The 23,848-nt window shown below is 65.7% G+C and carries 17 protein-coding genes; 11 read left to right on the top strand and 6 right to left on the bottom strand.

Annotated features, from left to right (window positions below; translation table 11 throughout):
• Positions 1-132: 132 nt before the first annotated feature.
• Together ACX0GZ_RS05765 and ACX0GZ_RS05760 are read right to left on the bottom strand one after the other, a co-directional pair.
• Positions 133-1,431 (bottom strand): amidohydrolase family protein, encoded by a 1,299-nt coding sequence (locus ACX0GZ_RS05765; protein WP_458814350.1) that lies wholly within the window; start codon positions 1,429-1,431, stop codon positions 133-135.
• Positions 1,432-1,442: 11 nt separating this feature from the next.
• Complete coding sequence (locus ACX0GZ_RS05760) at positions 1,443-2,858, bottom strand: amidohydrolase (protein WP_458814348.1); 1,416 nt, start codon at positions 2,856-2,858, stop codon at positions 1,443-1,445.
• 152 nt (positions 2,859-3,010) lie between these two features.
• Between ACX0GZ_RS05760 and ACX0GZ_RS05755 the strand changes: the two genes are divergently transcribed.
• The 6 genes from ACX0GZ_RS05755 to ACX0GZ_RS05730 are packed head-to-tail and all read left to right on the top strand — an operon-like array spanning position 3,011 to position 8,893.
• Positions 3,011-3,670, top strand: coding sequence for a DUF4129 domain-containing protein (locus ACX0GZ_RS05755; RefSeq protein WP_458814273.1), 660 nt, complete (start codon positions 3,011-3,013; stop codon positions 3,668-3,670).
• Complete coding sequence (locus ACX0GZ_RS05750; protein WP_458814271.1) at positions 3,670-4,851, top strand: hypothetical protein; 1,182 nt, start codon at positions 3,670-3,672, stop codon at positions 4,849-4,851. Before ACX0GZ_RS05755 ends, ACX0GZ_RS05750 begins: the two co-directional genes overlap by 1 nt.
• Positions 4,848-5,804 carry an AAA family ATPase gene (locus ACX0GZ_RS05745; RefSeq protein WP_458814269.1) on the top strand — a complete coding sequence of 319 codons (957 nt, stop codon included), beginning with the start codon at positions 4,848-4,850 and terminating at the stop codon, positions 5,802-5,804. Before ACX0GZ_RS05750 ends, ACX0GZ_RS05745 begins: the two co-directional genes overlap by 4 nt.
• Complete coding sequence (locus tag ACX0GZ_RS05740; protein ID WP_458814267.1) at positions 5,801-7,054, top strand: DUF58 domain-containing protein; 1,254 nt, start codon at positions 5,801-5,803, stop codon at positions 7,052-7,054. Before ACX0GZ_RS05745 ends, ACX0GZ_RS05740 begins: the two co-directional genes overlap by 4 nt.
• Complete coding sequence (locus ACX0GZ_RS05735) at positions 7,051-8,052, top strand: stage II sporulation protein M (RefSeq protein ID WP_458814265.1); 1,002 nt, start codon at positions 7,051-7,053, stop codon at positions 8,050-8,052. The genes ACX0GZ_RS05740 and ACX0GZ_RS05735 overlap by 4 nt, the downstream gene beginning before the upstream one ends.
• On the top strand, positions 8,036-8,893 hold the full coding sequence (locus ACX0GZ_RS05730) for an RDD family protein (RefSeq protein WP_458814263.1): 858 nt from the start codon (positions 8,036-8,038) through the stop codon (positions 8,891-8,893). The genes ACX0GZ_RS05735 and ACX0GZ_RS05730 overlap by 17 nt, the downstream gene beginning before the upstream one ends.
• A gap of 133 nt (positions 8,894-9,026) precedes the next feature.
• Here ACX0GZ_RS05730 and ACX0GZ_RS05725 read toward each other — a convergent pair whose 3' ends face one another.
• Positions 9,027-10,520, bottom strand: coding sequence for an MFS transporter (locus ACX0GZ_RS05725; protein WP_458814261.1), 1,494 nt, complete (start codon positions 10,518-10,520; stop codon positions 9,027-9,029).
• 12 nt (positions 10,521-10,532) lie between these two features.
• Positions 10,533-11,564, bottom strand: coding sequence for a LacI family DNA-binding transcriptional regulator (locus ACX0GZ_RS05720; protein WP_458814259.1), 1,032 nt, complete (start codon positions 11,562-11,564; stop codon positions 10,533-10,535).
• A gap of 360 nt (positions 11,565-11,924) precedes the next feature.
• Between ACX0GZ_RS05720 and ACX0GZ_RS05715 the strand changes: the two genes are divergently transcribed.
• From ACX0GZ_RS05715 to ACX0GZ_RS05700, 4 genes are all read left to right on the top strand, one after another.
• On the top strand, positions 11,925-14,627 hold the full coding sequence (locus ACX0GZ_RS05715; RefSeq protein WP_458814257.1) for a TonB-dependent receptor: 2,703 nt from the start codon (positions 11,925-11,927) through the stop codon (positions 14,625-14,627).
• A 90-nt stretch (positions 14,628-14,717) separates the two neighbouring features.
• A complete protein-coding gene (locus ACX0GZ_RS05710; protein WP_458814255.1) occupies positions 14,718-16,256 on the top strand; it encodes a tryptophan halogenase family protein in 1,539 nt (512 codons plus the stop codon).
• The gene (locus tag ACX0GZ_RS05705; RefSeq protein ID WP_458814253.1) at positions 16,253-18,067 is read left to right on the top strand and encodes an alpha-amylase family glycosyl hydrolase; all 1,815 of its coding nucleotides are present in this window, start codon (positions 16,253-16,255) and stop codon (positions 18,065-18,067) included. The genes ACX0GZ_RS05710 and ACX0GZ_RS05705 overlap by 4 nt, the downstream gene beginning before the upstream one ends.
• Positions 18,068-18,099: 32 nt before the next feature.
• Complete coding sequence (locus ACX0GZ_RS05700; RefSeq protein ID WP_458814251.1) at positions 18,100-19,719, top strand: alpha-glucosidase; 1,620 nt, start codon at positions 18,100-18,102, stop codon at positions 19,717-19,719.
• A 244-nt stretch (positions 19,720-19,963) separates the two neighbouring features.
• Here the strand turns inward: ACX0GZ_RS05700 and ACX0GZ_RS05695 are convergent, their stop codons facing one another.
• Entirely contained in the window at positions 19,964-21,316 is a 1,353-nt protein-coding gene (locus tag ACX0GZ_RS05695) for an MFS transporter (protein WP_458814249.1), read from the bottom strand.
• A gap of 151 nt (positions 21,317-21,467) precedes the next feature.
• Entirely contained in the window at positions 21,468-22,178 is a 711-nt protein-coding gene (locus tag ACX0GZ_RS05690; RefSeq protein WP_458814247.1) for an SDR family NAD(P)-dependent oxidoreductase, read from the bottom strand.
• A gap of 95 nt (positions 22,179-22,273) precedes the next feature.
• On the opposite strand from ACX0GZ_RS05690, the gene ACX0GZ_RS05685 reads away from it, so the two are divergent.
• Positions 22,274-23,797 (top strand): leucyl aminopeptidase family protein, encoded by a 1,524-nt coding sequence (locus tag ACX0GZ_RS05685; protein WP_458814245.1) that lies wholly within the window; start codon positions 22,274-22,276, stop codon positions 23,795-23,797.
• Positions 23,798-23,848 lie beyond the last annotated feature (51 nt).

Below are 23,848 nucleotides of genomic sequence, written 5' to 3'. Positions count from 1 at the left end.
GGCGGGCAGTCGAAGGAGCCCGTATCGAAGGATGGCGTCAGGTGACGATCCTTCGATACGCTATTTCGGCTTCGCTCAATAGCTACTCAGGACGAACGGGTCGGGGTGCGGCGATCCGAATTTGCATCGTGACTACCGGTCGTAAGCCTTGGGCAAAGCCGCTTCCGCCGGGTTGAGATAGCGCCGTAGCAAGCGGTCCTGGCGATCGACCGTCGGCTGTTCGACCCCGTCGATGAAGACCTGTTGGGCCGCGGTGCCGACCTCGAGCGGGTCGCCGTCCCAGATCACCACGTCGCCGCGGCGACCGGCGCGCAGCGATCCGAACTCGCCGCCCATGCCGATTGCCTCTGCCGGGCGCGAGCTGATCGTGGCGAATGCTTCGCCCCATTCGACGCCGGTTGCGCCGGGCACCCTGGTCAACGCCACCAGATTGCCGGCATATTGCTTCACCAGCCGCGCCTGGCGGGTTTCGTCGTCGTTGATCATGCCGATCCCGACCAGCACGCCCGCCGCCTTCATCCGCCCGACATTCGACTGGGTCGCGCCCAGCTGTTCGAAGCTGTTGGGCAGGTCGGTCAGTGCGCTGGCGATCACTGGCACCTGTGCGGCGGCGATTTCGCGCGCGACGGTCCAGCCTTCGCTGGCACCGACGAAGACGAGGTTGAGGCGTGGGAATTCGCGTTTCAGGTCGATCAGCGTCAGCATGTCCGACCCGCGCTCGACATGGATGAGCAACGGCACGCGGCCCTCGGCGACGGGGCGCAGCGCTTCGGCATCGGCGCGAGTCAGCAGCGATTCCTTGCCGCGGTCGAGATACGCCGCCGGGTTGCGCGCATAGGCCGCGACTTCGAACAGCGTGTTCCGCAGCGAAGCGAACGCCGCCGGACGGCTGCCGCCTGCGGCGCTGGCGCCGGTTTCGCCATATTCCATGAACTGGAACGCGCGCGGGCGCGTGACCGCATCCATATCGGCGGCAAGGTCGATGACCGCCCCCTGCCCGCCGAAGATCGCGCCCGATGTGCGCGGTGCAACGACCGCGCGGGTAAGCCCTTCCGCCCGGCTGATGCCGATCGACAGGTTACGCGGATTGACCGCGGGCACCACGTCGAGCGCCGCGTTGAACGGCGAGGTGCGCGCGCGGCTGTCGTCGGTTTCCTGCACGCCGTCGACATCGACGATGCCCAGGCGGCTGAACCCGGCGAAGATGCCGGGCGAGACCCAGCGTCCTTCGGCGTCGATGGTGCGGACGCCCGCAGGCACGGCGACGCCGGTGCCTGCCGCGACGACGCGACCGCCGCGAATGACGACGGTTCCGCCCTCGACCGGCCCCGACCCGTCACCGATGACGAGGCGGGCATTGGTGATTGCCACGTCCTGCGCGGCGGCGGGCAGCGCAATGGCGCTAGCGGCAAGGAATGCGGCCAGTTTCAATTTGAAGCGGCTCATTTCACGTCTCCCTCGCCGGGCTGGCCCAGCTCGAAATCGGATACCGGGCGAAGGCGCGGGTTGTTGGCGTCGAACAGCAAGGCGCCATCGACCCAGACGCGGTCGGGGCGGGTATAGACGCTGAACGGATCGCCGTTCCACAGCACGATATCGGCCATCTTGCCCGCGCGCAGCGAGCCGGTGACGTCGTCGATGCCGAGTGCCTTGGCCGGGGTGATCGCCGCCCAGCGCCAGGCCTGTTCCTTGGAAAAGTTCATGCCCGAGCGGTTGGCGGCAGCCACCACCTTGGCGATTTCCTGATTCAGCCGCTGGATGCCGTTCGCGTCATCCGAATGGATGAGGCCACACGCGCCCTCTTTTTCGAGGATGGCGAGGTTTTCGGTGATCGCGTCATAGGACTCCATCTTGAAGCCCCACCAGTCGGCCCACACCGCGGCGCAGGTACCGTTGGCCTTCAAAAGATCGGCGATCTTGTACGCCTCGACCGCATGGTGAAACGCGGTCACCTTGTACCCGAACTCCTTGGCCATATCGAGGACCAGCGCCATTTCGTCGGCACGGTAACAATGATTGTGGACCAGAATGTCGCCGTCGAGCACGCCGCGCAGCGTTTCCATCTGGAGGTCGCGGACCGGCGCTTCGCCGCCGCTTTCCTCATATTTCACCCATTTGCGCTTATATTCGACCGCCTTGGCCCAGGTGGCGCGGTTGACCGCCATGTTGCCCATGCGGGTGGAGGGCATCCGCTGGCGCCCGCCATAAACGCGCTTGGGGTTTTCGCCGCACGCCATCTTCATGCCGTAGGGCGCTCCGGGGAATTTCATCGCCTGGACCGTGCGGCCATAGACGTTCTTCAGCGTCACCGAACGCCCGCCGAACAGGTTCGCCGAACCGGGCAGGATCTGAAGCGTGGTGACGCCGCCATTGGCGAGCGCGCGGGCGAAGCCCGGATCCTGCGGCCAGACCGAATGTTCGGCCCAGACCTCTGCCGTGACCGGGTTGGTCGCTTCGTTGCCGTCCGAATGCGCGGCGACGCCCGGCGAGGGATAATTGCCCAGATGGCTGTGAACGTCGATAATGCCGGGGGTGAGCCACTTGCCCTGCCCGTCGATGACCGTCGCGCCCGACGGTGCGGCAATATTTTGCGCGACCTGAACGATCTTGCCATCGGCGAACAGGATCGAGCCGTTGTCGATCCGCCCGCCTTCGCCATCGAGGATCGTGACGTTGGTGACGAGGGTCGGCACCCCCGGGAAGGCGCGGTAGGTGCTGGGATAGGGATCGCGCGCGACCGGCGTGCCCTTCGCGCGCGGGGTCGATGACGATGCCGATCGGGTGTCCGCGTTCGGACTGGCGCATGCTCCCAAGGCCAGCACGGCGGCCATCGCCGCTGTGGCGGTGAAACTACGAATCACGCTTGACCCCCCTTGTCCCTGTTCGGCGGGCTTTCGGTCATGATGCGAACGTCATGCCTGCCCCTTTCCCGACAGGGTAAGCGTGAAAGCCATTGCGTGCAAAGCCCTGATTTGCTCCAACGCTTGGCGACCGCACGGTCGGGGGGTGAATGGCGTTTCAGGGTCGATTGCCGGAGGAAAGCGCGGATGCCGCGCCACCCGAAGCCGATCCCGCCGCGATTACCGCCGCGCATGACGCGGTGCGTGCCGACCGCTCGATCCAGTTCGATCTGGCCCAGCCCGAAACCCCCGACCCGCCGCCCGACTGGTTGATTCGGCTGTTCGACTGGCTGGCGAGCATGGGGCCGCTTTGGCAAATCCTGTTCTGGGTGCTGATCGCGGTGGCTGTGATCGTGCTGGTGATCGCGCTGGTCCCGCCGCTTCGCGAATGGGCGCTGGACCGGATGCGGCGACGCAAGGCCGTGACCGAGGAAGACGCGCCCGAATGGACGCCCGAGGAAAGCCGCGCCCGCGCGCTGCTGGCGGATGCCGACGCACGCGCAGCGGCGGGCGATTATGACGGGGCAGTCCATATCATCCTGCTCCGCAGCATCGACGATATCGAGGTCTGGCGCGGGCACGCGCTGGTCCCGTCGCTGACCGCGCGCGACATTGCCGCAGCCGACGAACTGCCCGACGCCGCGCGCGGCGTGTTCGCACGCATTGCTGCGGTGGTGGAGCGCAGCATTTTCGCAGGCCAGCGCCTGTCGGCGGACGATTGGCAGGCGGCGCGCGCCGACTATGCCGCCTTCGCGCTGGGGCGCGGCTGATGGATCAGGTAAGCGCCAACCCGTTCGGCACGCGCACCTTGGCGTTCATCATCGGCGCGGGCGTGGTGCTGCTGATCGGGTTTCTGCTGATGAGCGGTTTCGGCAATGCGCTGACGCCGGCCAACCCGATCCACCCGAGCGCGACATCGCGCGCGGGCATCGGCTTTGCGGGACTGCGACGGATTATCGAGCGCACCGGACTGGCGGGCGACGACGACGACGCGACTGCCGACTGGGACCATCCGGGGCTGCTGATCCTGACGCCGCGCATCGACACCACGAGGGAACAGATTGCCGAGATCATCGACTATCGCTCCTCCTCGGAACTGGCGACGCTGATCGTGCTGCCCAAATGGGCAGTGGCCCCGCTGGAGGGCAATCGCAACTGGGCGGAGGGCCACGGCCTGTTGCCGGTCGCTGCCGTCGCCGACATCCTGCCCCTTGTCGATGGCGGGCTGACCTTTCCCATCGGCCGCACCAGCCCTGCGGAAGTGCTGGCACCCGAAGGCTTCGTGTTACCCGCAACGGTACAGGCGACCCCCCACAACCCGTTCGACGACCAGGAAACGCGCAACGCGATCATCGTGCTGACCGATCATCCGGGCGAAGTCTATCTGATGACCGACCCCGACCTCATCAACAATATCGGCATGAAATCATCCGCCAATGCCGTGGCGGCGATCCGGCAGTTCGCGCAGATGTCCGCATTGTCGGGTCCGGTGGACATCGCGTTCGACATGACGCTTCCCCGCGGCGGGGCGGAGCGCAATCTGGTGCAATTGATGTTCACGCCGCCCTTCCTCGCAGTGACGATCGCGGTGTTCGCCGCGGCGATGCTGGCCGGTTTTGCGAGCGCCAATCGCTTCGGCCCGGTGCGCAGGGAAGCCCGCGCGGTCGCGTTCGGGCGAAGCGCGCTGATCGACAATATCGCCGCGCTGACCCGCGCCGCGCGGCGGGTGACCGGGGGCGGTGCGCGCCACGCCGATGCGGTGCGCGAGCGGATCGCGAAACGGCTGCATGCGCCGCCCGATCTGAGCGACGACGCGCTGACCGCTTGGCTCGACGCGCGCGCGCCGGGCTATGCCCATATCGACCACCGGTTGCGCCATGCGCGCACTGAAAGCGAGCTGTTGGAAGCGGCGCGCGACCTGAACGATCTGCAAAGGGATATGACGCGATGAAGGTTGAAGACGTCCAGGCGCTTGGCGCGCGGATCGACGGCGAGATCGCCAAGGCGGTGGTCGGCCAGGCGGGCACGGTCCGGTTCCTGACCATCGCTTTGTTGTCGGCGGGCCATGTGTTGCTCGAAGGACCGCCGGGAACCGCCAAGACGCTACTCGCGCAGAGCTTTGCGCGGACGCTGCACCTCGATTTCGGGCGTATCCAGTTCACCCCTGATCTGATGCCTGGCGACTTGATCGGATCGAACCTGTTCAATTTCCAGACCAGCCAGTTCGAGCTGACGCGTGGCCCGGTCTTCTGCGAAATCCTGCTCGCGGATGAGATCAACCGCACCCCGCCAAAGACGCAGGCCGCGCTGCTGGAGGCGATGCAGGAACGCAGCATCACGCTGGACGGGCGGACCGAGCGGCTGTCGGACCGGTTCACCGTGATCGCGACGCAGAACCCGATCGAGCAACAGGGCGTCTATCCATTGCCCGAAGCGCAGCTCGACCGGTTCCTGTTCAAGGTCGCGGTCGATTATCCCGACGCAGAATCCGAACGCGCGATCGTCGCCCAATACGGCACGCGCAGCGGCACACCGCGGCCCGAGGAAAGCGGTGTGAAAGCGGTCGCCGATGCTGCCACCATCGCCGCCGCGATCGGCACGGTCGCGACCGTGCGGTTGGCGGATGAGGTGATCGACTATGTCGTGGCGCTGGTGCGGGCGACGCGCGACCATCCCGACCTGTCGTCGGGGGCATCGTCGCGCGCGGCGGCGGCGCTGGCCGGGGCGGCGCGCGCGGCGGCGGCGCTGGAGGGGCGCGATTATGTGATCCCCGACGATGTGAAGGCGCTGGCCCCTGCGCTGCTGCGTCACCGGCTGATCCTGTCGCCGACCGCGGAAATCGACGGAAGGCGGGTGGACGATATCGTCGCGCAACTGGTCGAAGCGACGGAAGCGCCGCGTTGATCTATCCCACCCAGCGCGCGGTCGTGCTGACCGCCGTGGCGGCGCCGGTGGCGCTGCTGGTCGGCGTCGCGGCGCCGGGCGGCTGGGTATTCGCATTGCTGTGGGTCTGGCTGATCCTGATCCTGTTCGCGGTCGATGCGCTGCTCGCGCGCCCGATCGGCGGCGGGATCGAGGTCGATATGCCGAATGCGGTCAGCGTCGGCGAGCGGTTCGAACTGCGCCCGTCGCTCGCGGGCGGCACGTCGGCGGGCACCGGTTTTGCCGTCGAACTGGGCGCGCCCGCGATTCCCGATGGCGGCAACGCGTTCCGGGCCGCCCGTCGAGGATCGGCGCGGCTGGCGAATGTCTGGGCGCGGCGGTCGGGGCCGCTGGGGCTTGCCTGGCGGCAGAAGCGCGTGGGTGGCGAAGGCAGCATCGCGATCGTCCCCGATCTGGGGCCAGTGCGCGATCAGGGGATGCGACAATTCCTCCGCTCGCAGCAGCATGGCCTGCGGATGCGGCCCGAGGCGGGAGACGGCAACGAGTTTCAGGCGCTGACCGAATTTCAGCCGGGCATGGCACGCCGCGCGATCGACTGGAAGACGTCGGCAAAGCATCTTTCGCTGCTTGCGCGCGAATATCGCACCGAGCGCGCCAACAATCTGGTGTTCGCGGTCGACGCGGGGCGCGCGATGAGCGATCCGGTGGGTGACGTGCCGCGCGTCGATCGCGCGGTATCGGCGGCGTTGCTCTCCGCATTCGTGGCGCTTCGAAGCGGCGATGCGGTGCGACTGTTCTCGTTCAGCGGCCGCCCGCGCGTAGACAGCGGCAGCGTCAATGGCGCGCGCGGTTTCGCGGCGCTGCACAGGGCGGCGGCGGAGATCGATTATGCCTCGGAGGAGTCGAACTACACCCTGTCGCTCATCACGCTCGACCAGCGGTTGCAGCGGCGCTCGATCGTCGTGCTGTTCACCGAATTCACCGATCCGACCAGCGCCGAATTGATGATCGCCGCCGCACGCCGGATGCTGCGCCGTCACCGTATATTGTTCGTGCTGTTCGAGGATGTCGAGCTGGAGGCGATCGCCACGCGCCGCCCCGATCATGCCGACGACGTGACGCGCGCCAATGTCGCGATCACATTGCTGCGCGAACGCCGCATCGTCATCGAACGGTTGAAGCGGCACGGCATCGACGTGATCGAGGCGGCGCCCGACGCGATGCCGCTGGCGCTGGTCGATCGCTATCTCAGCTTGCGGGAACGCGCATGACCAACACCCGCCCGCTGTTCGCCATCCGGCATTTCCGCGCCGAGCGCGAAGCCGACTGGGCGCGGCTGGAAGCGTTGCTCGACCGCGTCGAAAAGCGGTCTGCCCGCCGCCTGACCGACGACGACCTGAGCGACCTGCCGCGTCTGTACCGCGCGACGCTGTCGGCGCTGTCGATCGCGCGCGAAACCTCGCTCGACGCGGCGCTGATCGCCTATCTGGAGGGGCTGAGCACCCGCGCCTATTTCAATCTTTACTCGGCGCGCGAGCCGATCGGGGTGAAGCTCAAACAGTTTATCCGCTCCGGACTGCCCCAGGCGGTACGCGGGATCGTCCCCGAGCTGCTGGTGATCGCCGCGCTGTTCTTCGCCAGCGCGCTGGCGGGTTATTTTCTGGTGACGGCCGATCCCGAATGGTTCGGGGCGATGGTCGATCCGTCGCTCGCCGCCGGGCGCGACATGGAGGCGAGCGCGGAGACGCTGCGCGCCTCGCTCTATGATCCACCGGGGCAAAGCGGGCTGGAAGTGTTCGCGACGATGCTGTTCACGCACAACAGCCGCATCGCGATCCTGGCGTTCGCGCTGGGCTTTGCGTTCGGGGTCCCGACCCTGTTTCTGGTCGCGTCGAACGGCGCGATGCTGGGCGCATTCTATGCCGCGTTCGTGCCGCACGGGCTGGGATACGGCCTGACCGGCTGGCTGATGATCCACGGCACGACCGAGATTTTCGCGATTCTGCTGGCGGGCGCGGCGGGGCTGCACATCGGCCGGGCGGTCGCCTTTCCGGGAAGCCGGGCGCGGATGGCGGCGGCATCCGAAGCGGGGCGGCGCGCCGCCAAGGTGATGGTCGGCGTGGTGGGGATGATGCTGGTGGCGGGGTTGCTAGAAGGATTCGGGCGGCAGCTCATCTCGCAGGACGTGCCGCGCTACGCCATCGGCATCGTCATGCTCGCCTTGTGGCTGGTCTATTTCTTCGGGGGGCGGCGTGGCGCGCGCGAATAGGCTCTCCCGCACGCTCGACCGTGCGCTCGTCACGCCCGAAGGCGTGGTGCTCAACGTGCGGCTGGCAGGCGCATCGGCGCGCGCGGGGGCGCTGATCGTCGACCTGTTGCTGATGCTGGTGACGCTGGGGCTGCTGACCTGGGCGGTGGTGTCGGTGTTGAGCGACCGGAACGCGCAATCGGTCGCGGCGGTGATCTGGCTGCTGGGGTTCTTCGCGATCCGCAACCTGTATTTCATCGCGTTCGAAAGCGGACCCCGCGCCGCGACCATTGGCAAAAGGCTGGTCAAGCTGCGCGTCGTCGCCCGCGACGGCGGGCGGCTGACCACCGGCGCGGTGGTCGCGCGCAACATGATGCGCGAAGTCGAACTGATGCTGCCGCTGACGATGCTGGCCGCAGCGATGGCCGAGGGAGGCGGTTCGGGCACGTTGAGCTTCGGACTCGCCTGGGCGGCGATCTTCCTGTTTCTGCCGCTGTTCAACCGCGACCGGCTGCGCGCCGGCGACATCGTTGCGGGGACGTGGGTGGTCGAGAATGAGCGGCGCAAGATCGGCATCGACCTGATCGACGCAGTGGCAGCGAACGGCGATGCACCGAGCTTCAGCGCGGACGAACTGGCGGTGTACGGAACGTTCGAACTGCACAAGCTGGAAGCGGTGCTGCGGCAAAACAACGCGGCGGCGATCAAGGCGGTGGCGGCGACGATCCGGGGCAAATTGGGGCGCACCGACTGGGGCGACGACCGGTTGTTTCTGGAGGCTTATTATGCGGCGTTGCGGGTCGAGCTGGAGGGCGGATTGCTGATGGGCAAACGCAAGGCCGACAAGTTCGATACCGCTTAGGTCCTTCCCCATCGGGGGAGGTGGCAGCGCGTAGCGCTGACGGAGGGGGTGCCACGCAAGGCATCGCTCGCGGCAAACCCCCTCCACCATCCCGCGGATGGTCCCCCTCCCCCAGTGGGGGAGGAATTTTAACTCAGATATCCCTCGGCAACCGCAACATCGCTCCCGCCGCCAGCAACAGCACCACCGCCGCGAACGCCATCGTCCACACAGGCTCGGTAGGAAAGAACGTCCGCACGATCGTCCCCATGATCGTCGCCACCAGCAATTGCGGCAACACCACGAACACGTTGAACAGCCCCATATAGATGCCGAGCTTGTGCTGCGGCAGCGTCGAGGCAAGGATCGCATAGGGCATGGCGAGGATCGACGCCCAGGCGATACCGATGCCGATTTCGGACACGAGCAGCCACTGCGGATCGCGGATGAACAGGAAGCTGGCGAAGCCCGCAGACCCGGCAATCAGGCAGGCGACATGCGTCCGCACCTTCCCCAGCCGGCGCGCGATGGCGGGGAGGAAGAAGGCAGCGAAGATCGCGGCGACGCCGTTATACATGGCGAACAGGATGCCGACCCAGTTGCCGCCTTCGTTATAGGCGGCGGAGGTTGGATCGGCCGAGCCAAACGCATACTGTGCCACGACCGGCGTGGTGTAGATCCACATGATGAACAGCGCCGACCAGGTGAAGAACTGAACCAGCGCCAGCTTTTTCATGATGTCGGGCATTCCCGCGAAATCGCCGACGATATGGGTTAGAAGGTTATCGTCTTTCCCCCGTGCCGCCATCGCGCCCGCGACGATCCGCGCGAGACCGTAAGCGGCGACCAGCACAGCGAGCAGATAAATTTCCTTTTCCAGCCCCGCAGCCACAACCAGCACCGCGATCGCCGCACCGCCACCAATCCAGGCCAGCCCGCCCGCAGTCGCGGCGGGCGGCACGGGAGCAGGGGCGTGCTCTACACCCTCGCGACCGTCGAAACGCGCGAGTTGTTCGGGTGAGTATTCGCGGGTCGTAAACACCGTCCACAACACCGCCGCGAGCAGCACCGCGCCGCCGAAATAAAAGCTGTAGCGGACTGTGTCCGGCACGCCCCCTGCCACCGCTACGTTGCTCACGCCCCAGGCATCAAGCAGCCACGGCGTCGCCGATCCGATCACTGCGCCCACACCGATAAACGCGGTCTGGAAAGCATAGCCCTGCGTATGCTGATCCTTGCCCAGCATATCGCCGACGAAGGCGCGGAACGGCTCCATCGATACATTGAGCGCGGCGTCGAGCACCCAGAGTAGCAGCGCTGCGACCAGCAAGGTCGGCGCATTTGGCATGCCCGCCAGCGCCAGCGCCGCGCAGATCGCGCCGCCAAAGAAATAGGGTCGCCGCCGACCGAAGCGCCCCCAGGTCCGGTCGCTGTAATGGCCGATCACCGGCTGGACGAGCAATCCGGTCAACGGTGCCGCCACCCACAGGATCGCAAGATCGTCGATCCCGGTCCCCAGCGACTGGAAAATGCGGCTCATATTCGCATTCTGAAGCGCGAAGCCGATCTGGATACCGAAGAAGCCGAAGCTGATGTTCCACAGTCCCCAGAACCCCTGGCGCGGCTTGATGGCCGGTTGCATGTCCATCGTCGTCGTCCTCTAGAAAAGGCTCGCGCCGCACGACTGGCGGACGACGAGGCGGGTCGGCAGCAATTGCCCCTCGACCGGTTGTTCGCGGATGCGGCCCAGCAGCGTCTCGACCAGGGTGCGTCCGGCGAGTGCCGGGTCCTGCATCACGGTGGTGAGCGGCGGATTGGCCTGGGTCGCGGCGGGAATGTCGTCGAAGCCGACCACCGCGACATCCTCGGGCACACGCATGCCCGACGCGGCCAGCGCGCGCATTGCGCCCAGCGCGATCAGGTCGGACGCCGCCAGGATCGCGTCTAAGGGCTTGCCGCTGTCAATCAGCGTTGCCGCTGCCACCTGACCTGCCGCTTCGGTCGTGATCGCATCGACCTGCAACCCGCGATCGGGGGTGATGCCCGCCGCCTGATGCGCCGCGAGATAGCCGCGATACCGGTCGTGAAATTCGGGATAATGCGAATCCGCCGAGCCGAGGAACGCGATCCGACGGCGCCCGTGCGCGATCAGATGGCGGGTCGCTGCCTCGCCGCCACCCAGATTGTCGCAACCGATGGTCAGGTTCGCCGGGTCCGAGCTGACCGCACCCCAGCGCACGAAATGCGTTCCCTGTTCGACCAGCGATTCGATACGGCTGCGATAGAGTTCGTAATCGCCGTAACCGAGCAGGATCAGCCCGTCGGCGCGCCTGCTGTCTTCATAATCGGTGTGCCAGTCGGCGGACATCTGCTGAAACGACACCAGCAAATCATGGTCGTGCGCGCCGCATGCGCGCATGATTGACCCCAGCATCGACAGGAAGAACGGGTTGATCGCGCTTTCATCCGGCGTCGGGTCTTCGAAGATCAACAGCGCCAGCGTGCGCGCATGACGCGTGCGCAGATTGGAGGCGGCCTTGTCGACGCGGTAGTTCATCCGCTTGGCGATCGCCTCGACCCGCTTGCGCGTCGCGTCGGATACGCGGGTGCTGCCCGACAGCGCGCGCGACACCGTTGGCTGGGAAACGCCCGCGGCTTGCGCGATGTCGAACGATGTCACCTTGCGCGCCATGATCGCGAACTTATCCTCCCCGTGTTGCGCGCCGTCGGCGATGTCGTCCCGCCGATCGATGCTGCGCCGCGAACCAACCCCAGCTTCGCGGCGGCGTCAATCGCACGCCGTGCCATCCGGTCCCTGCGCCTGCCGTAGCGGAAGGTAAGAAAAACCGCTGTTTCGACTGTGTTTTCGACCGGTCTAGTGCATAAAATTGAATACGTATGTCCAATTATGGTCGCGCCCGGGCCATCGGCATATTCAAATGGCAGCCCCCGCCACGCATCGGTCAAGGGGTGGACGATACGGGCATCGCCAGCAAGTTCGCGACACCAAGAATCGCGTCGGTTCGGCACGCCCGCACAAGGGGAGGATTTCATGCGGGTTTCCATCAGCAGTCGTCGGCGCGCATCGATGCGCCTGTCGCTCGGCGCGAGCATCGCCGCGCTCGCCATCGCCGCGCCTTCGGTCGCCTTCGCGCAGGACGCGCCGGTCGGGGAAGAACAGCAGGAAGGCGACATCGTCGTCACCGGTTTCCGCGCCGCGCTCGAAAGCGCCATCGCGGAAAAGAAGGACCGCGATCAGGTCGTCGAATCGATCTCCGCCGAAGATATCGGCAAGCTGCCCGACGCGTCGATCGCCGAATCGATCTCGCGCCTGCCCGGCCTGACCTCGCAGCGCGTGTCGGGTCGCTCCAACGTCATTTCGATCCGTGGTTTCGCGCCCGATTTCTCGACCACGTTGCTCAATGGTCGCGAGCAGACCTCGACCGGCGACAACCGCGCGGTCGAATATGACCAATATCCGTCGGAAACGATGAGCCAAGTGCTCGTGTACAAGACCGGTCAGGCCGATCTGGTCGGCCAGGGCCTGTCGGGTACGGTCGATCTGCGCACCGTCCGCCCGCTCGATTACGGACGCCGTGCGATCTCGGTCGGCGCGCGGGGCAGCTATGCCGATCTCGGCGCGCTGAACGCGGGGTCCAAGGAATATGGCTACCGGTTGAGCGGCACGTATATCGACCAGTTCTTCGACGACACGCTGGGCATCGCACTATCCGCCAATTATCTCGACGAACCGTATCAGATTCAGGAATTCAACGCCTGGGGCTATGCCGGGACGGTCAACGACGGTCCTCCCTTCGTGATCGGCGGCTCCAAATCCTATGTCAGCTCGACCCAGCTCAAACGGCTTGGCCTGTCGGGCACGGTCCAGTGGCGCCCCCACCCCAATTTCACCTCGACCGTCGATGCCTTTTATTCGGATTTCGACGACGATCAGGTGAAGCGCGGGATCGAATTGCCGCTGTTCTGGGGCGGTCGCCCGCTGACCAACGGCGTGATCGAGGGCGATCAGGTCGTCTCGGGCACCTTTACCGGGGTCAAGGGCGTCATCCGTAACGACAGTTTCGAGCGCAAGGCCAAGCTCTATTCGTTCGGCTGGAACGGCAAATGGGAAGGCGATGACGGCTGGAACGTCACCGCCGATGTCAGTCTGTCCAAGACCGACCGCACCGAAACCGTGCTCGAAACCTATGCGGGCACCGCCTATGGCGCGGCGAACGGCGTCACCGACACGATCGATTTCGTATCGACCGAAACCGGCGCCTTCTTCACTTCGCGCCTCGATTATTCGGACCCCAATCTGATCCGGCTGACCGACCCGCAAGGCTGGGGCGGGTCGAACGTCCAGGCGGGCTATTATAACGGCCGCATCGTCGAGGACCGCATCCTCCAGTACCGGCTCGAAGTCGAAAAGGAGCTGGAAGGCTTCCTGCGCTCGGTCAAGGTCGGCATGAACTATACCGATCGCGACAAGTCGCTGACGCCGGACGAATATCTGCTGGTACTGCCGAACGGTGCGCTGGAAGCGACGATCCCGTCGCAATTCATCCTGGGATCGACCAGCCAGGATTATCTGGGGCTTGGTCCGATCCTGTCCTACGACCCGCGCGCACTGCTGGATGGCGGCGTCTATACGCGTGTGCTAAACACCAGCTTTGACGTGCCGGCCAAGGCCTATACGATCAGCGAAGACCTGATGAGCGTCTATGCCCAGGCGAATATCGACCAGGATATTGGCACCGCGCGACTGACCGGCAATGTCGGTGCGCAGGTGGTTTGGGCAGAACAGGACTCGTCGGGTCTGGTCGCAGCCAACGGCGCGCTGAACCCGGTGACGGCGGGCGCCGACTATGTCGATTTCATGCCATCGGTAAACCTGTCGCTGCGCACCGCAGGCGATTTCGTGATCCGTGCCGCCGCCGCGCGTCAGGTGATGCGCCCGCGCCTCGACGACATGCGCGTCGCGCTCAGCTATGGCTATGACACTGCGAACCAGATCATCAACGGCGGCGGCGGCGGCGGCGGCAACCCGTTCCTGCGCCCGATCCGGTCGAACAGCTATGACCTGTCGTTCGAGAAATATTTCGGCACGTCGGGCTATATCGCCGCGCAGTTCTTCTACAAGGATCTGAAGAGCTATGTGTACAACCTCGAACGGGTGTTCGATTACACCGGCTATCCGCTGCCGTCGAACGCGCCACCCGGCGTCTCGCCGATCGGCCTCGCCAACACACCGATCAACGGCGATGGCGGCAGCATCTATGGCGTCGAACTGGCGGGCACGCTGCCGCTGGGTCAATTCACAAGCGCGCTCGACGGGTTCGGGCTGACGGGCGGGGTGTCGTATACCGAAACCGAGATCAGCCCGACGCCCGGCGGCGATCCCGAGGATATTCCCGGCTATTCGAAATGGGTCGCCAACGGCACTGCCTATTTCGAAAAGTGGGGCTTCAACGTCCGCGGGTCGGTGCGGTATCGCTCGACCTTCCAGGGTGAATTGTCGGGCTTCGCCGCAAACCGTGTCCGCCGCCGCGCGCTGGACGAGACGATCTTCGACGCGCAGGTCGGCTATGACTTCCAGCCCGGCTCCGCCCTCGAAGGCCTGTCGGTGTTCGTTCAGGGCCAGAACCTGACGGACGAACGCTTCGCCACCACCAACCCCGATTCACCGCTCCAGGTGATCGATTATCAGACCTATGGCCGCCGCTTCCTGGCAGGGGCGTCCTTCAAATTCTGATCGACCCTGCCGGGGCGGGGCATACCCCTTCGCCCCGGCGGTTTTTCGAGTATCCAGCCGATCCGCGTCTGACCGAGGGAGGGCCATGCCATGACCGAAGCGACCGCGCCCGCGAAGCGCCGCATCGTCATCGTCGGTGGCGGCACCGCGGGATGGATGTGCGCGGCAGCGTTCGCGCGATTTCTGTCGCGCGATCTGTGGTCGGTGACGCTGATCGAAAGCGATGCGATCGGTACGGTCGGCGTCGGCGAGGCGACGATCCCGCAGATCCGGCTGTTCAATGCCGGGCTGGGCGTGGACGAGGGCGAGTTCCTCGCCGCCACGCAAGGGACGATCAAACTTGGCATCGCCTTCGACGGCTGGACGCGCGACGGCGACAGCTACCTCCACGGCTTCGGCGAAGTCGGGCGCGGGCTGGGGCTGGTCGGCTTTCACCATTACTGGCTGCGCGCGCGAGCGGCGGGGAACGCCGATGAGTTCGGCGACTATTCGCTCAACAACATGGCGGCCCGCGCAGGCAAGTTCGCGCGGATCGACCAGCCGCAGGGGCCGGTCCCGGCGATGCCCTATGCCTATCATTTCGACGCCGCGCTCTACGCGAAATTCCTGCGCGGTTATGCCGAGGCGCGCGGCGTCGAGCGGGTCGAGGGGCGCATATCGTCGGCAGAGCGCGCCGACGATGGCGACATTGCGCGGCTGATGCTCGAAGGCGAGCGCTGCGTCGACGGCGATCTGTTCGTCGATTGCTCGGGCTTCCGCTCGCTGCTGCTCGGCGAGACGCTGGGCGTGGAATATGTGGACTGGTCGCACTGGCTGCCCTGCGACCGCGCGGTCGCGGTGCCGAGCGCGCGGGTCGCCGATCCGATCCCCTATACCCGTGCGATTGCACGGCCAGCCGGGTGGCAATGGCGCATTCCGCTCCAGCATCGCACCGGCAACGGTTACGTCTATTCGAGCCAGCAGCTGTCGGACGACGAAGCGGCGGCAACACTGCTTGCCAATCTCGACGGTCCGACGGAAGGCGATCCACGTTCGCTGAAATTCACGCCGGGAAAGCGGCAGGCGTTCTGGGTTCGCAATTGCGTCGGCGTCGGGCTGGCCAGCGGGTTCCTGGAGCCGCTGGAGTCGACCAGCATCCACCTGATCCAGACGGCCATCGCGCGCATCCTGCAATTCCTGCCGTCGAGCGAAATGCGCGACGCGGACCGCGCCGAGTACGACCGGCTGTCCCATGTCGAATTCGACCGCATCCGCGACTTCATCATCCTCCATTACCATGCCAATCAGCGCGACGGACAACCGCTCTGGGATCATGTCCGCGGCATGGCGTTGCCCGACGAACTGACGCGCAAGATCGCACTGTTCCGCGCCTCCGCGCGCCTGTCGCGGCGCGACGAGGAATTGTTCGCCGAGCCCGGCTGGCTTCAGGTGATGATCGGCCAGGGCATCGTGCCCCACGCGTGGTCCCCGCTCGCCGACCAGGTGGCCCCAAACGAACTCAGCCAATTCCTCGATACCGTGCGTTCGGTCGCGCGACGCACCGCCGACGCCCTGCCGACGCACAGCCAATTTCTGGAAGCGAACCGCGCTTCCCCCGCCCCGACCGCTAGCCGGAGCCAATTCGCATGAAGACCCCCCTCCCCCTGCGCGCGCTCGCCCTGATGGCGAGCGCCGCCTTTTTGTCCACGCCCGCCTCCGCCCAGGAATTTCGCGAGCGGCTGCCCCAGGACGAAGTCCTGTATTTCATGCTCCCCGACCGGTTCGAAAATGGCGACACATCCAACGACCGCGGCGGCATTCGTGGCGGCAAGATGGATCACGGTTTCGACCCCACGCTCAAGGGCTTCTTCAACGGCGGTGATCTCGCCGGGATCATCAAGCGGCTCGATTATATCCAGGCGCTGGGCGCGACCGCGATCTGGCTGGGTCCCATTTACAAGAACAAGCCCGTCCAGGGCGGACCGGGCCAGGAATCGGCGGGGTATCACGGATACTGGATCACCGATTTCACGCGCGTCGATCCGCATTTCGGTACGAATGCGGAAATGAAGGCGTTCGTCGATGCCGCGCACGCGCGCGGGATCAAGGTGTATCTCGACATTATCACCAACCACACCGCCGACGTGATCCAGTATCGCGAATGCCCGGAAAGTGCGTGCGAGTATCGCAGCCGCGCCGACTATCCCTATTCGACGCTGGCCGGGCCTGAGGGCAAGGCGATCAATCCGGGCTTCGCGGGCGATCAGGTGATGACGGCGGAGAATTTCGCCAGTCTCACCAACCCCAATTTCGCCTACACGCCGTTCGTGCCGCGTGCAGAGCGCAATGTGAAGGTGCCCGCCTGGCTCAACGATCCAATCTATTACCACAATCGCGGCAACACGACGTTCCGTGGCGAAAATTCGACGATGGGCGATTTCGTCGGGCTCGACGATCTGTTCACCGAGAATCCGCGCGTGTTGCAGGGGATGATCGATATCTATGGCGACTGGATCGACCAGTTCGGCATCGACGGGTTCCGCATCGACACCGCGCGCCATGTGAACCCCGAATTCTGGGGACCGTTTTCCCAGGCGATGATCGAGCGCGCGAAGGCCAAGGGCATCCCGAACTTCCACATTTTCGGAGAGGTCGCAAATGACGGCGATGCGGGCGATCTGGCGCTCCACACGCGCGTCCACCAATTGCCGACCGTGCTCGACTTCGCGTTTCGCGCGGCGGTTCAACAGACCGTGGCGGGCGACAAGGGCACTGATGTGCTCGCCAATCTGTTCGTCCGCGACGCGCTGTATGAGGGGGGAGAGGCAACCGCGCTGCAATTGCCGACCTTCATTTCCAATCACGATCATGGCCGGTTTTCGACCGATGTACGGAAGGGCTTTCCGCAAGCGTCGAATGCCGAAATCCTCGCACGCACCCGGCTGGCGCATTCGATGCTGATGCTCCTGCGCGGCGTGCCCACCGTCTATTCGGGCGACGAACAGGGATTCATCGGCGACGGCAACGATCAGGACGCGCGCGAGAGCCTGTTTCCGTCCAAGGTCGCAGTTTACAACGACAACGTCCTGCTCGGCACATCGAAGACGACCGCCGACAGCAATTTCGACACCGATCACCCGCTGTTCGCGCATATCGCGAGCCTCGCGAAGCTACGCGTCGAGCATCCGGCGCTGACTCGGGGGCGTCAGGTGACGCGCAATTATGGCGAGGAACCGGGGCTGTTCGCGGTGTCGCGCTTCGATCCGACGTCGGGTGCCGAGTATCTGGTCGCGTTCAACACCTCGGCACGGGCGATCACCGTCAATGTCGAGGTCGACCCCGCCAACAATGTGTGGACCACGCTCGCCGGCACCTGCGCCGCACGGTCCACCGCGCCCGGTAGCATCGCGCTCACCCTTCCCGCCTTCGGCCACGCGGTCTGCGCTGCGTCGGCCAACTGAAAGCTCGTTTCCCGATGAACGCTCCCCAGGCCATGACCCTGCTTCCGGCGACCGGCACCACCACCGAATGGTGGCGCGGCGCGGTAATCTATCAGGTCTATCCGCGCAGCTTCGCCGATAGCGACGGCGACGGTGTCGGCGACCTCAATGGCATCACGCAGAAGCTGGATCATATCGCGTCGCTGGGCGTCGATGCGGTGTGGGTATCGCCCTTCTTCACCTCGCCCATGCGCGACTTCGGTTATGACATCGCCGATTTCTGCGATGTCGATCCCATTTTCGGCACCATCGCCGACTTCGACGCGCTGGTGGCAAAGGCACACGCGCTGGGGCTGAAAGTGCTGATCGATCAGGTCTGGTCGCACAGCTCGGACCAGCATTCATGGTTTCAGGAAAGCCGCGCCAGCCGCACCAATGCCCGCGCCGACTGGTATGTCTGGGCCGATGCCAAGCCCGACGGATCGCCGCCCAGCAACTGGCAATCGGTGTTCGGCGGTCCGGCCTGGACGTGGGACGCGCGCCGCGGCCAATATTATCTGCACAATTTTTTGGCTGAACAGCCCGACCTGAACTTTCACAATCCCGATGTGCAGCAGGCGATCCTGGATGTCGCCAAATTCTGGCTGGATCGCGGTGTGGACGGCTTTCGCATCGATGCGATCAATTTTTCGATGCACGATCCCGAATTGCGCGACAATCCGCCCGCGCCCGATACGGGGCTGCCGCGCACCCGCCCGTTCGATTTCCAGCAGCACGTCTTTAATCAGAGCCATACCGACATTCCCAAATTCCTGGCGCGGGTGCGGGCGCTGGCCGACGGCTATCCCGGCGGGCGCTTTACCGTCGCCGAAGTCGGCGGACCGTCACCCGAGGCGGAAATGCACGCCTTCACCGCCGACGACCGGCATCTGAACAGCGCCTATGGCTTCAACTTCCTCTATGCCGACCGGCTGACGCCGGCGCTCGTCCGCGACGCGGTGGCGGGCTGGCCCGATGCGCCGGGCGTGGGCTGGCCGAGCTGGGCGTTCGAGAATCACGACGCGCCGCGCGCCATTTCGCGCTGGGCGATGCCGGGCGAGCGCGACCGGTTCGCGCGGATGAAGATGCTGTTGCTGATGAGCCTGCGCGGCAACGCCATCCTGTTCAACGGCGAGGAATTGGGGCTGACTCAGGTCGATGTGCCGTTCCATCACCTGCAAGACCCGGAGGCGATCGCCAACTGGCCGCTGACCCTGTCGCGCGACGGGGTGCGAACGCCGATCCCGTGGGAACGCGACGCCGCCAATGCGGGCTTCACCACCGGCACGCCCTGGCTGCCGATCGGCGAGGATCATGCCGAGCGCGCCGTCGATGTGCAGGATGGCGATCCGGCGTCGCTCCTAACCCTCACCCGCCACCTCATCGCGATCCGCAAGACCAATCCGGCATTGGCGCGCGGCACGATGACAGTGGGGCGTGCGACCGACAGCCTGCTGATCTTCGAGCGCGCCGAGGACGGGCAACGCCTGTGCTGCGCGTTCAATCTGGGCAGCGACGCGATCCAGTGGCAGCCCGACGGCGCCCATGCCGACCGGGTGCTGGTCTCGGTCAACGATGCGACGCCGCAACTCCTGCCGCCGCGTTCGGGGCTGATTATCGACCTCGGCAGCTAAGGAGAGAAGAATTGGCTCGCGCAAAGACGCAAAGGCGCGAAGGGATTGGGGGACTTGCCGCTTAGCGGCCTTCATTATCCGCGCGCCCGATTCATTCGTTCATGATTGAAGGCCACCATCGTGGCAGTCGATTCATCTTCGCGCCTTTGCGCCTTTGTGCGAGCCATTCCCTTCCATCTTTTTTCCTCGCAAAAAAGGCCCGGCATTGCTGCCGGGCCTTTCTTTTGGTCACGGTCGCAACCGATCAGTGGCCAGCGACCACCCGTTCCTCGCCTTCGCCGATCGCGTGAACGGGTGCGCCTTTCGCCAGGATCGCGAACAGGCACAGCAGGCCGTAGCAGACCATCGGCACGACGAACGCGGTCGAATAGCTGGTCGCATCCGACACCAGGCCGACAAGCGGCGGGATCGCCGCGCCACCGACGATGCAGGTGCACAGGAAACCCGACGTCGCTGCCGCGCTGGCGCTTGAACGCTCCAGCGTCAGCGTGAAGATCACCGGGAACATGATCGAGTTGAACAGCCCGATCGACAGCGCGATGAAGCCGGCCGCGATCCCGCCGATCGAAAACACGTAAAAGCACATCGCCGACACGATCGCGGTGGCGGCGATCAGCAGCGCCCAGGCGGGCACGCGGGTCAGCAGCACCGATCCGATCATCCGGCCGACCATCGCCCCGCCCCAGTAAAGCGACACGAGCTTGCCCGCGTCCTGGAGCGAAATGCCCGGCGTGTCGTCGAGCGTGACGAACCACCCGAGCAGCGGCACGGCCTCTGCCGGATTGTAATTGCCCCACACGCCCGGTGAGTTGAGCAGAAACGCGATCTGTGCGCCGATCGACACTTCGGCACCGACATAGAGGAAGATCGCCGCACCGCCCAGGATGGTCCATTTCGACGACAGCGCATCGCGCAGCGTCTCTCCGATGCCGACGCGCGGATCGCCGATCAGCGGCGCGACCGCATCGACGCGCTTGCGCTGCCACAGGAAGAACACGAACAGGGCCGCGATCAGCCCCGCGATCCAGAAATAGGCGAAATCGATGCCGATCAGCGCGTTCGCCCGCGCCTCTTCGCTCACCACTTCGCCCGGCTGGACGCCCAGTCCTTCGAGGAACAGCACCGCGCCGATATAGGGGCCGATGAAGGTGCCGAGGCTGTTGAACGTCTGGCTGAGCGTCAGGCGGAAATGGCTGTATTTCGGATCGCCAAGCGCGGCTGCCAGCGGGTTCGCCGCGACCTGAAGAATGGTGATCCCACTCGCCAGGATGAACAGGCCAAGCAGCACCAGCGTATAGATGGCGAGATTGGCGGCGAGCAGCATCACCATGCAGCCCGCGATCATCAGGACGAGCGCGACGAGGATCGACGGCGCCGCACGACGCCGCGCGACCAGCACGGCCGCAGGCAGCGAGACGAGGCCGTAAGCGATGAAGAAGGCCGAAGCCGACAGCATCGCCTGAGTATGGGTAAGGCTGAAAATCCCCGACACCGCGGCGATCAGCGGGTCGATCATCGAGGTGATGAAGCCCCAGGCGAAGAACAGGGTGGTGACCGCGGCGAAGGCGCCGATGGTCGATGATCGTTGCGCTGTCATGCACGCTCCCCGAAACGGTTTTGTCGAACGGTCAGACCGATTTTCCGCCATCCGAATCAGGTGGGTTTGCAACAGAAGGTTCGGGATTGCCAGCCTTTGTCGTAACGAGCCCGCCAGGGACGCGCGACAACATTGGCCTTACCGCCCAGCCTCACGGCTGTATTTCGCGCCCGTCCCACGCGAAAATCCGACCGCTGCCAGCCGGATCGAGGCCATCGACGACGGTCAGCAGCGCGCCTGCGGCGAAACCGGAATCGAACAATTTTCCCTCTCCGACGCTGCGCTGGAACGGGGCGCTGAGCGGCGTATCGACGGTGCCGGGATGAAGCGCGGCCACCACCGCCTTCGGCCGCGAGCGCGCGACTTCGATCGATGCGGTCCGCACCAGCATGTTTAGTGCCGCCTTCGACGCGCGATAGCCGTACCAGCCGCCGATGCGGTTGTCGGAAATGCTGCCCACCCGCGCCGACAGGGCCGCAACGACGCTGCGCCGGTCGCGCGGCAGGCGCGGTGCAGCGTGCTTGATCGCCAGCGCCGGTCCGATCGCGTTGACCGCGAAGTTGCGCGCCATCCAGTCGGGATCGAGATCGCGCAGGCTCCGTTCGGGGCGACGATCGCCATCGTGCAGGATCCCGCTTGCGATCAGCAGCAGGTCGATGTCGCCGTCGATACGCTCGAACGCGGCTGCGATGCTCGCTTCGTCGGTCAGGTCGATCCGGCCCGCAATCGCGCCGTCGATCGCCGCGTCGCCCGTTCGCGTCAGCGCGTGGACAGCGCCGTACTGCGCCCGCCCCACCAGCGCGCGGACCAGCGCCGCGCCGATCCCGCCGCTTGCCCCGATCACTACCGCCGATCCGGTCATCGCTCACCCACCCATTCGATCGCGTCACATATGCCTTGTTCGCACGGAAGCGCTTCGCCAAGAAGGGGACAACCATCTTGAGGGGATATTGTCACATGAAACCGATCGCGCTTCCGCTTGTCGCGCTGGCGATGCTTGTCGCCGCGCCCGCTTCTGCCCAGCGCATGGTGGACTTTGCCGCCACCGCGCCGACATCGGGCACGCTGGTGCTTCCGCTGTCGAACGCTGCCGAGATCGCAACGCGTGCGCCCGGCCTCGACGCCGCCGCTCGCGATGCGGTCGCCCGTGCGCTGACCGCGCAGGAATTCGATTTCGACAAAGGATCGACCGCGACCGTCGCGGCTGCCGGGGGGTATCGTTCGGTGGTGGTGATCGGCATGGGCAACGACCCGCTCGCCGCGACCGACCTGCACGAACTGGGCGCCGTCGCCGCGCGCGAGACCAAGGGGGCGACCGGGCCGGTGGCGATCGCCGCGGGCGGCCTGCCCGAAGGCGCCGCCGCCGAACTGGGACTGGGGGCGCGTCTGGGCGGCTATGCGTTCGATATCTATAAGACGAAGGACGCAAAGGCGGGCGCGCCTGCACCGATCACCGTGATCGGCACCGGCGGCGCGACCTGGGACCGGCGCAATGCGGCGCTGGCCGACGGGGTGGCGCTGGCCCGCGACCTGATTTCCGAACCTGCCAACGTCATCTATCCCGAGAGCTTCGTCGATCGCACGCGCAAGGCGCTGGCGGGCACCCGCGGCGTCACCATTGAAGTGCTCGACGAGGCGCAGATGGAACGGATGGGAATGGGCGCGATCCTGTCGGTGGGCAAGGGTTCGGCCCGCCCGCCGCGGATGCTGGTCGTCCATTATCGCGGATCGAACGCGCAACCGGTGGTGCTGGCGGGCAAGGGCATCACCTTCGACACCGGCGGCATTTCGATCAAGCCGGGCGCAGGCTTGTGGCGGATGAAAGGCGATATGGCGGGGGCCGCCGCTGTTATCGGCACCGTCCATGCGCTCGCCAAATCAGGTGCGCCGGTCAATGTCGTGGCGATCGCGGCGCTTGCCGAAAACATGCCAAGCGACCGTGCGACGCGTCCCGGCGATGTCGTGCGCGCGTATAACGGCCGCACGATCGAGGTGCTCAACACCGATGCCGAGGGGCGCATGGTATTGGCGGACGCCGTCGCCTACGCCGAATCGAAGTTCAAACCGGCCGCAATCGTCGATATCGCCACGCTGACCGGCGCCAAGGTCACCGCGCTCGGCAGCGACCATGCCGCCGTGTTCACGCGCAACGATGCGCTGGCGTCGCAACTGCAGACGGCCAGCGAAGCGAGCAACGAGAGGGTGTGGCGACTGCCGCTGACGCAGCGTTATGTCGACAGCGTGCGGTCCGACATTGCCGATTATGCGGATATCGCCGACGGCGGCGGAACGCCCGGCGCCGCTTACGGTGCAGCGTTCATCAGCCGTTTCGTTACCCCCGCCACAGCGTTCGCGCATATCGACATTGCCGGGATGCAATTCGGGGTGACCGGCCCACTGACCCCAACCGGGGTCGATGCATTCGGCGTACGGTTGCTTGAGAGCTTCGTGCGCAATTTCCAGCCGGTTGCGGGGGAGTAAGCGCCAGCATGATCGTTGCTCCCGCGGAGGCGGGAGCCCATCTCCCATCCC

This window comes from Sphingomonas aestuarii, assembly GCF_054457155.1.
The sequence above is the reverse complement of the archived record's forward strand: the minus strand, read 5'-3'. Positions and strand labels throughout refer to the sequence as shown.